Origin of the sequence: Streptomyces nanshensis, from assembly GCF_001751255.1 — a bacterium.
Taxonomy (GTDB): domain Bacteria; phylum Actinomycetota; class Actinomycetes; order Streptomycetales; family Streptomycetaceae; genus Streptomyces; species Streptomyces nanshensis_A.
The window spans coordinates 1-9,784 of record NZ_LJGW01000330.1; the positions used below are offsets into that span (position 1 = coordinate 1).

Below are 9,784 nucleotides of genomic sequence, written 5' to 3' on the forward strand. Positions count from 1 at the left end.
CCACGGGCGCCGGCCTGTGTGCCGCCGCGGCTGGAGTGCAGCCCCTGGCCGCCCTGCCGTGCGGCGCCCTTCCCCTGCTGCGGAGTGTCGAGGACACCACCACGCTGGCGAGCCAGCGGTCCCCGTCCGGCGCCCGCGCCTACGCCCTTGCCCGCGGCGCCGCCTGCTCCGCCGGAGCCGAGACCCGCGGGAACCCGGCCACCGGCGCCCTTTGCGGCACCGATACCTCGGCCGGCGACACCGCCACGGCCGCCCGACGCCTGCCCGACGTAACCCGGACCACCGGGAACGCCCCCCGGACCGCCCGGAGTTGCTCCGCCGACGGCACCGCCCGACACGCCGCCACCGGTGGGCGCTCCTCCGGCTGCGCCTCCCGTGCGAGGCATCGTGGACGTACCACCCGAGACGCCGTCCACCTTCGTGGCCGAAGCGGGCGTACCCGTGGTGGCGGGCGACGTCGACTTCGGAGCGGTCTTCATCGTCGCGCTGCTGCCCCTGGAGGCACCTGCGACTGCTGCTCCCGGTCCGTCGTCGGCGGGAGTCACACCGACGGGGACGGGGGCGACTCCACCGGGCTCACCGGGGTAGTCTTCCTGGTCATTTCGGCCCTTCCACGGTGGCTTCCTCTGCCACGACCCCATCGTCTTCGCCTGCGACGTGTACGTGAGCGCCAGCTCCTCCATGTGCGCGGCGGCCTTGAGTTGTTCCTCCTTGCCCGCCGAGAGGTCGCCGTCGTGGTTGTCCAGGGCCTTCTGCGCGCCCTGGTTGCCGTGGATCTCGCTCTTCCACTTGGTGTCGTCGCGCGAGAAGCCGTCGCCGATCTTGTCCATCGCCTTGCCGAAGCCGCTCGGCTTCTCGATCGCGTCGACCTTGGGCTTGATCTCGCTCAGCTTGTGTCCCACGTTGCGCATCACCGTGGAGGTGCGGGTGGCGTACGTGGCGCAGTCGCCGATCGACTTGCTGATCTTCCGGGCCTTCTTGGCGAACTCGTCGGCGGACTCGCCCTCCCAGTGCTGGAGGATGTGGTCGACCGCCTTGTCGAAGTCGCCCCTGACACTGCCGCCGCCACCGACCAGATGGTCGTAGATCTTCTGCCAGGCGTCGGCCACCTCGATGACCTGTCCCGGGTTAGCGTCCGCGAGCATCGCCTTCATGGAGTCGATGTCCTCCAAGGTCGCGAACGCGGTCTTGACCTCGCCCATGTAGCACATGTTGCCGGTGTCGTCGAACTTGCTGAGTCCGGTCTCGTCGCCCATGTCGTCCTCGTCCCCCTGACCGTCAGTTCCCGGAGCCCGAACGGCCGCCGTCCATGCCGTGCTTCGCGTCATACTCGGCGTTCTGGTACTTGCCGTGCGCCTTCTTGGTCTTCGTGCCGAAGTCGTCGATCAACTCGTGGAGGACCTTGATGACCTCCTCGATGTGCGACTTCATCTCCGTGTGCGCGCTGTCGATGTCCGTCTGCTCGGAGAAGCCTTTGCCCAGCGCGTTCTTCGGGAGGAAGGTGTTGTACTGGCTCTTGGTCACCGAGTCGCCCATGGCGCTCGTGACGCGGCTCAGCTTGCGTACGGTCTCCTCGAGTTCGCTGAGGTCGACTCGCATCTCACCCACGGCTGCACCCTCCCCGTTCCTTCTCCGTCATGCGGCTGCGCCTCCGGCCGCGGACGCGCGGTGCGTCGTCACAGCGGTCCGGTCCGCCGTGCCCCTGGCAGGGCAAGGGCAACAGCGTCCATGGTGCCGCAAACATGATTCAGGTACACCCTAGTAACGACCACTGACAGGCGGTCACCGGGCCTGCCCTTCACGGGAGTTCGGCCGGCGCGGAACCCGGCCCCGTGGACGGTTCCTCCGCCCTCCTGCCCTTACCTGCTACGGGCCGGGGAAGCGGAGTTCAGGCCGCAGGGAGCAAAGGGACAAGTGCCGCGCAGCGCAACGGAGTTGAGGCGTCCGGCGATACCGGATCGTGATGGGCGTGAGGGGACGGGAAGCGCTGTAGGGCCCCCCGTCCGGGCGCCGGAAGGCGCAACCGCGCAGCCGCGGCGCCCTCGCCGCGCCCTCAGCCCCCCACCGCCGTCTGCGGCCGGATCGGCAGCCGGTTGACCGGCATGCCCGTCGCCGCGCGGACCGCCGAGGCGACCGCCGCCGGCGAGGTGACGACCGGGACCGCCGAGGCCGCCTTGGCGCCGAAGGGGGCCACCACGTCCTGTTCCTCGATGAGTTGGACGATGCGGACCTCCGGCGCGTCCAGTGCCGTCGGCAGCGCGTAACCCGTGAAGTCCGGCTGGCGCACCACGCCGCGGTTGATGCGGAGGTGCTCGGTCAGGGCCGCGCCGACGCCCTGTGTGACGCCCGCCTCGATGCGGGCGCGGAGCTGACGCGGGTTCAGCACGCGGCCCACGTCCTGCGCGATGGCCATCTCGACCACGCGGACCGAGCCGAGTTCGACGTCGACGTCGACGACGGCGCGTACGGCGGCGAAGGCCAGCCCCACGAACGCGTCGCCCTGCCCCGTCTCGTCCAGCGCCTCCGTGGGGTGCGGACGGCACTGGGCGGTCGCCCACAACTCCTTGTCCTCCAGGGCCTCCGCGACCGTCGTCGAGAGCACGCCGTCGTAGGAGGTGATCTTGCCGTCGGCGATCGTCAGCAGTTCGGTCGACATGCCGAACTTCGCGGCCAGCGGCTGGAGCAACTGCGTACGGACCATCTTCGCCGCGCGCTCGACCGCGCCGCCCGAGACCCACGTGTGTCTGCTGTGCGCGCCCGCGCCCGCCGTCGGCTGGTCGGTGTCGACGGGCGCCACGTACACCTCGTCGATGCCGAGCGTCTCCTGGACGATCTGGCGGGCCAGCGTCGTGAAGCCCTGCCCCGACTCGACGGCGGCGCACATCACCGTCGCCACGGGCCCGTTGACGCGCACGGTCGCCGTGGAGACCTCGTCGGCGCCCTCCGCGCCGAGCATGTGGACCATGCCGAGGGCGTAGCCCACGCCGCGCCGCACCGCGCCCGGTTCGCCCGCGCCCTCGGGGCCGCCGGGCAGCAGCCAGTCGCGTTCGGGGCTGTCCTTGGGCAGCGCCGGCAGCGGTGTCTCCCGTACGGCGCGCAGCAGTTCGGCCACGGGCGCGGGGCAGGTGACGGTCTGTCCGGTCGGCAGCAGGTCGCCGGTCGACATGACGTTGCGCATCCGCAGATCCGCCGGGTCCATGCGCAACTGGGCGGCCAACTTGTCCATTTGGCCCTCGTAGGCCGCGCACACCTGCATCGCGCCCTCGCCGCGCACATGGCCGGAGGGCGGGTTGTTCGTGCGTACGGCCCAGCCGTCGATCGTCGCGTGCGGTACGACGTAGGGGCCCGCGGCGAAGGAGACGGCCGCGGCGAGCGCGTCCCCGGTGGTGTCGGCGTACGCGCCGCCGTCGAGGAGGATCTGCGCCTCGACCTTGACCAACCGGCCCTCGGCGTCGGCGTGATGGCGGTAGCGCAGCAGCGTGGGATGGCGGTGCGCGTGTCCGAGGAAGGACTCCTCGCGCGTGGCGGCGATCTTCACCGGGCTGCCGGTCTTCATCGCCAGCAGGCCCAACGGGACCTGGAGACCGGTGTCTTCACGGTCGCCCATCGCGCCCGGTACGCCGGTGACGACGACCTTGACCTGCTCGGGCGGCAGCCCGAAGCACGCGGCGGCCAGATCGCGGTCGGTGTGCGGATCGGTGGAGGCGGTGTAGATCTCCACGCCGCCGTCGGGACGCGGCACCGCGAGCCCCGCCTCGGCCCCGATGGGCGCCGGGTCCTGACGGCCGATGCGGTAGAGGCCCTCGACGACGACGTCGCCGGTGATGTCCTGGTCGCCGAAGCGCAGCGGGATGTGGCGGATCAAGTTGCCGTCGGGGTGCAGCGGTTCGGCCTCGAAGGACTTCTCCGGGTCGGTGACCGCCTCCAGCGGCTCGTACTCGACGCTGATCGCCGCGGCCGCCAGCCGGGCCGTGTCGGGGTGGTCGGCGGCGACGGCGGCGACCGGCTCGCCGTAGTAGCGCACGATGTCGCGGGCGAAGGCGGGCTGGTCGGCGACCCGGCGGCCGTGGCCCGCGTCGCCGGGGACGTCCTCGTGGGTGACGACGGCGTGCACGCCCGTGAGCGCCGCGGCCTGCTCGGTGTCGATGGAGAGGATACGGGCGTGCGGGTGCGGCGAGCGCAGCACCGCGGCCCACAGCAGGCCCTCGGCCCACAGGTCGGCGGCGTACGGGAAGGTGCCCTCGGCCTTCGCGGGGGCGTCGGTGGAGGGGAGGGACGCACCGATGCCGTGTGTGGCGGGGCCGGTGTCGGCAGGCGGGTTGGAGAGCGGTGTGCCCTGTGCGGGGGTCGCTGTGACNTGTGCCCTGTGCGGGGGGCGCTGTGACGGCGCCGGGNGACGGCGCCGGGGCCGTCGGCCGTGCTGGTCATGCCGCTGCTGCCTTTCCGCGTCGTCCCTGCACGCGGTGCTCCTCCGGGCGGTGTGCGTGTGCGCGCCGCTCCCGTACGCCCTGTTCCCGTACGCGCCGCTCACCTACGCGTTGTTCCCGTACGCCCTCTTCCTGTACGGCGTGCTCCCGCACGGCCTGTTCCCGCACGGCCTGTTCCCGTACGGCGTGCTCGCGTACGCGCTCGCGCCTCATGCGCCGCCTCCCCCGGGGAAGTGCGCGCCGCCCGAGCCCGGTCCGGCCTGGTGCGGGATGTGTGCCGAGGCGTTCCCCAACTCCTGTTCGTACGCCTCCGCTTCGGCTTCCGCCTCGGCCTCCTCGCGGGCGGCCTGCTCGGCGCGTTCCTCGACGACCGTACGGACCGCGTCGAGCACTCCCCGGTAGCCGGAGCAGCGGCACAGGTTGCCGCAGAGCGCCTTGCGGGTCTCCAGCTCGCTGGGCGCGTGGTTGCCCTCCAGCAGGTCGTGCACGGTCATCGCGATGCCGGGCACGCAGAAGCCGCACTGCACGGCGCCCGACTCGGTGAGCGCGCGCTGCACGTCGGAGGGGAGGCCGTCGGCGGCCAGGCCCTCGACCGTACGGATCTCGCTGCCCGCGGCCGTCGCCGCCGGTACGAGGCACGAGGCGACGAGCCGGCCGTCGACCTGCACGGAGCAGGCGCCGCACTCCCCCTGCGAGCAGCCGTCCTTGGCGCCGGCCAGGCCGAGGCGCTCGCGGAGCACGTAGAGCAGGGACTCGCCGATCCAGGCGTCGGTGACGGGGCGGTCGACGCCGTTGACGTGGAGGACGTACGAGACATGGGGGTGCTCGCCGCCGAGTTCCGGGGCGAGTTCGAGGGGGGCCTCCTCGGAGACCTCGGTGTCGGTGGCGGCCGGGTCGGCAGAGTCGGCAGAGTCCCTGCCGGTGGCGTCCGCGTCCGGGCCCGGTGCCGTCTCCGGGGACGCCGAACGGGCGTCGGCGGACGCGCCGTCGGTACCGGACGCACCGTTCGGCGAGGCCGCCGCGACGGTTCCGGTCACGCTTCCGCTACCGGACCCCATGCCGGTTCCGATGCCGGACCCGTTGCCGGTTCCCACACCCGTTCCGTCCGGGCGCGCGCCGGCGTCGGCCGCCGAAGGCTCCGGTGAGGCCGGCGACACCGAGGGCTCGGGGGACGCCGTCGCACTGCTCTTGGTCGACGAGGGCGTGAACGGCAGTCCGGAACGCACCGTCCCCATCGCGAGCCGCGCGTCACCGTCGTCACCCGCGCCGTTCCCGCTGTTCGCCCCGTCCGCCCCGTTCGCGCCGTCGTGGGACGCGCCCGCGCCCGTCTCGTCCGTACGCGCGGAAGCGCCGGCCCCGCCCTGGTCCTGCTCCTGTCCGGAGTCCCGGCCGGTGTCCTCGGCCGGAGCCGCCGGACCTCCGGGCTGCTGCGGTGCGTACGCCCCCTGCACCGCGTCCGCGGCGTTCTCGCCGGGCGCGGGCGCGGAGTCGTAGCCGTCGAAGGGCACTTGGCGCCGCGCGTGCGCCTGCGCGAAGTGCGCCTCCCCCGCGGCGTCCTGGGGATGCCGGTGCTGCGGCTGCTGGTGCTGCCGCTGCTGCGTGTGCTGTACGGGGCCGTGCCCCGGAGCCGCCGTACCGCCGAACTGCGTGCCAGGGCCTATCGGTTCGGCCTCGTCCACGGTGCCGGCGCCGCCGCCCGAGCCGAGCGGACGCCGCTGCGTCCGCGCCTCGTGCGAACCCGCGAGAGCCGCCGCGGCACCCTGTCCCTGACTCTGACTCTGCGACTGGCCCTGACCCTGACCCTGTCCCTGTCCGTGACCCTGACTCTGTTCCTGGGCCGGGCTCTGTCCTTGACCGGGTCCCTGACCCCCGAAGTCCGGGGAGACACCGGGCTGTTGGCCCTGCGGACGCCCGTGGTGCTGCTCGTGCTGCCGGCCGTGCTGCTGCTCGTACGCGGCCGGGTCGTAGCCGCCCGGCGCCGGGCTCCCCTGCCCGAACGGCATCGCCCACTGCCCGGACGGGCCGCCCGGCTCCTCCGCCGCGGGCGGTACGGGCTGTCCGCCCTGCTGCCGCGCCGCCTCGGCCTGGTCCAGCGGCGGCGGCGTGTAGCCGCCCTGGCCCGTACCGGGTGCGGCGAGCGGACCCCACGCCTCGACTCCGGCGCCGGGAGGCGGCAGCGGACCCGAGGGAAGCTGTACGAACGCGGTCGCGTCCTGGTCGGACTCCCCGCCCCAGCCGCCGCGCGGGTACGAACCGTCCTGCGGATACTGCTGTTGCTGCTGGTGTTGCTGCTGCTGCGGACGGGCCTGCTGCCTGTAGTCGGCGTACTCGCCGTATTCGCCGTACTCCCCGTACTCGGCGCCCCAGCCGCCCTCGTCGGCGTACTCACCGTGACCGGCGCCGTAGCCGTCCGCGTAACGCTGCCCGTACCCCTGCCCGTGGCCGTACCCCTCGCCGCCCTGTGCGCCGGGGCCGTGCGGGCTGCCGTTGCTCATGCGAGCGCCCTCCCGAGTCCTCGGCGGGCCAGTGTTGCCACCGTACGCCGCAAGTGGAAGGCCGCGGGCGGAAGTGCGGGAGCCTCCCCGCCGTCCTCGGGCGGGGCGGGATCGGGGATGCACGCCATCGCGACGTAGTCGCCGAAGGCGGCGAGTGCTTCGGGGGCCAGTCCGCGCTGGCCGTCCCAGTCGATGAGCGAGGCGATCCAGCGCTCCGCCTCCAGCGGACGCAGCGGCATCGGCGCCACCGCGCCCACCGCGCAGCGCACCCCGCGCCGCACCGGGTCGAGCACGACGGCGACGGAGGCCAGGGCACGGCCGGGGCCGGTACGGCCCGTCGCCTTGAGGAAGGTCTGCGGCGCGTGCAGCAGCGGCACCCGCACATGGCCGACGATCTCGCTGGGCCGCAACATGTCCACGTTCGCGAGCAGATGGCTCACGGGGATCTCGCGCCGCGCCCCCTCCGGGCCGGCGACGACGAGCGTGGCCTCCAGCGCCGCGAGCACCGGCAGGGTGTCGCCCGTGGGGTGCGCGCTGACGACGTTGCCGCCGAGCGTGCCCGCGTTGCGGATCTGCGGCGGCCCGGCGGCGCGCGCGCCGGCCGCGAGCGCGGGGATGAGGGCGGAGAAGTCGGGGCGGCCCATGCGGGCGTGGGTGAGACCGGCGCCGAGGAGGGCCTCGCCGTCCAGGTACTGCCAGCCGCGGATCTCGCTGATGCGTCCGAGTCCGACGAGCGCGGCGGGGCGGAGATGACCGGCGTTGACGCCCGCCATCAGATCCGTGCCGCCCGCCACGGGCACGGCGGCGGGCACCGCGGTGAGCGCGGCCACGGCCTCGTCGAGCGTGGTGGGGAGCATGACCGACGGCACAGCCTGTGGCGCATGGTGTTCATGCTGTGCTTGCGTGCTCAATACAGCCGCCCCTTCCCCGGTCGACCCGGCTGCTCGTGCCCGTACGGTACGTGCTCACCGGCCGGACGAAGCAACTCTGGCACATCTCGGCGGACAGTCGGACCGGGGGCCCGTTATGGGTTGATCCGCCCGCTCCCATCCCCCTCGTCCCCTGTACGCGGCGACGGTCCGTAATCCCCAGCTCACGCGGGCAAGCGGTGGTTTGGCACCGTCGGGGGCGGTTGTGCCCGTCACGGCCCTCGTGCGGACTTTCGTGCTACGGACCACACGGGCCGCACGCGGTTACGGACCCGCCGACGGACACGGCGACGGGCGCCGTGCCGCAACGCTCCGCGACCACGGCCCGGTACACGCGCACGGCCCGGTACGCGGTTCCGGTACGCGATGCCGGTACGCGGTTTCGCCACTGGCCCGGTACGCGGTCAGGGCGTGGCCGGCGGTCCGTCCAACGGCCGTCCCGCGATGCCCGGTCGGCGCTGCCAGGGGTGCGGGCCGCCTGGCGGACGGAAGTCCACGCCCATCGCCGCCAGCCGTGCGTAGTGCCCGTCGGCCATGCGCCGCTCGAAGTCCGCGAAGTCCCGGGCGCCGCCCGCCCGTTCGGGCCCGTCCCCGGAACCGGACGGCACCGGCACCGGCGACCACACCGCCTCCGCGAACGCCGCGAGCCGCGGGAACGTCTGGTAGTCCACGCGCTGTTGGCTCTCCGCGCACTCGGTCCACATGTTGGCCTGCGCGCCCAGCACCCGGCGCTCGTGCGGAGTCCCCGCCAACTCCGGTGGTACGGGCTCGAATCCGTGGACGTCGCGCAGCGTACGGACGAAGCCGAGCGGCACGGGCTCGTCCGCGCCGCCGTCCTGCCGGTGATCGAGGTAGACCTGCTGCTCCGGGCAGAGCACCACGTCGTGCCCGGCGCGCGCGGCGGCGACCGCGCCCTGTGTGCCGCGCCAGGACGAGACGGCCGCGCCCTCGGTGAGGCCGGGATCGCCGTCGAGGATCTCGTCCCAGCCGATGAGGCGCCGTCCGCGCGCGGCGAGCCAGCGGTCGAAGTGCCGTACGAACCACGCCTGGAGGACCGCCGCCGGGTCCGCCGATTCGCCTGCGGGGCCCGCCAGTTCGCGCATCCGGGCACGCGCGGACGGCGACGCGTGCCACTCGTCCCGGGGACACTCGTCGCCGCCGAGGTGGACGAAGCGGGAGGGGAAGATCTCCAGGACCTGTTCCAGCACCTCCTCGTAGAAGCGCAGCACATGCTCGCCCGGCGCCAGCACATGGCGGCTCACGCCCCACTCCGTCCACACGCCCAGCGCGGCGGTGTCGACGGCGTCGGTGTTGCCGAGTTCCGGGTAGGCGGCGACGGCGGCCTGCGAGTGCCCGGGGATGTCGATCTCGGGGACGACGGTGATGTGGCGGTCGGCCGCGTAGGCGACGATCTCCCGCAGATCCTCCTGCGTGTACCGGCCGCCGTGCGCCCGCTCGTCCCACAGCGGCGAGGCCCGGTGCCCGACGCGGCTGCGCGCGCGGACGCCGCCCACCTCCGTCAGCCGTGGCCGCCCGTGGATCTCGACGCGCCAGCCCTGGTCGTCGGTGAGATGCAGATGCAGGACGTTGAGCTTGTGCGCGGCGAGCAGGTCGAGGGTGCGCAGCACGCCCTCCTTGGGCATGAAGTGCCGTGCCACGTCGAGGAGATGGCCGCGCCATGCGAAGCGCGGTGCGTCCTCGACGCGCAGGGCGGGTATCCGCCAGGCGGTACGGGCGGACGCGTCCCGCGCGGCGTGGGCGCGCCGGTACGCGGCGGGCCCGAGGAGCTGCCGCAGCGTCTGCGCGCCCCAGAAGACCCCGGCGGGTCCGCCGCCGTCGATGCGCAGACAGCCGGGGTCCGCCTGGAGCACATAGCCCTCCGGGCCGAGCCGTGCGGCGACGCCGTCGTCCGTACGCAGCACGATCCGCCCGC

7 protein-coding genes are annotated in these 9,784 nt (G+C 73.6%); all 7 read right to left on the reverse strand.

The features are described 5' to 3' along the window. The coding region (locus AN218_RS37570) for a hypothetical protein (protein WP_070018196.1) at nucleotides 1-1,256 on the reverse strand (1,256 nt) is incomplete at its 3' end. Nucleotides 1,257-1,278: 22 nt separating this feature from the next. Next, a complete protein-coding gene (locus AN218_RS19595; RefSeq protein WP_079132353.1) occupies nucleotides 1,279-1,608 on the reverse strand; it encodes a hypothetical protein in 330 nt (109 codons plus the stop codon). Nucleotides 1,609-2,053: 445 nt separating this feature from the next. Then, nucleotides 2,054-4,186 carry a xanthine dehydrogenase family protein molybdopterin-binding subunit gene (locus tag AN218_RS19600; RefSeq protein WP_420855992.1) on the reverse strand — a complete coding sequence of 711 codons (2,133 nt, stop codon included), beginning with the start codon at nucleotides 4,184-4,186 and terminating at the stop codon, nucleotides 2,054-2,056. Nucleotides 4,187-4,424: 238 nt separating this feature from the next. Beyond that, nucleotides 4,425-4,640 (reverse strand): hypothetical protein, encoded by a 216-nt coding sequence (locus AN218_RS36830; protein WP_171908724.1) that lies wholly within the window; start codon nucleotides 4,638-4,640, stop codon nucleotides 4,425-4,427. Beyond that, a complete protein-coding gene (locus AN218_RS19605) occupies nucleotides 4,637-6,922 on the reverse strand; it encodes a 2Fe-2S iron-sulfur cluster-binding protein (RefSeq protein ID WP_079132355.1) in 2,286 nt (761 codons plus the stop codon). Before AN218_RS19605 ends, AN218_RS36830 begins: the two co-directional genes overlap by 4 nt. Continuing rightward, nucleotides 6,919-7,779, reverse strand: coding sequence for an FAD binding domain-containing protein (locus AN218_RS19610; protein ID WP_070018197.1), 861 nt, complete (start codon nucleotides 7,777-7,779; stop codon nucleotides 6,919-6,921). Before AN218_RS19610 ends, AN218_RS19605 begins: the two co-directional genes overlap by 4 nt. Nucleotides 7,780-8,255: 476 nt before the next feature. Further along, nucleotides 8,256-9,784: beta-N-acetylhexosaminidase (locus AN218_RS19615; protein WP_171908725.1), on the reverse strand; the 1,529-nt coding region annotated here is incomplete at its 5' end.

What these genes read in the sequence shown, in the direction of transcription:
- AN218_RS36830 (WP_171908724.1), bottom strand. Translation starts at nt 4,640, where the DNA reads ATGAGGCGCGAGCGCGTACGCGAGCACGCCGTACGGGAACAGGCCGTG.
- AN218_RS19610 (WP_070018197.1), bottom strand. Translation starts at nt 7,779, where the DNA reads ATGCTCCCCACCACGCTCGACGAGGCCGTGGCCGCGCTCACCGCGGTG.
- AN218_RS19605 (WP_079132355.1), bottom strand. Translation starts at nt 6,922, where the DNA reads ATGAGCAACGGCAGCCCGCACGGCCCCGGCGCACAGGGCGGCGAGGGG.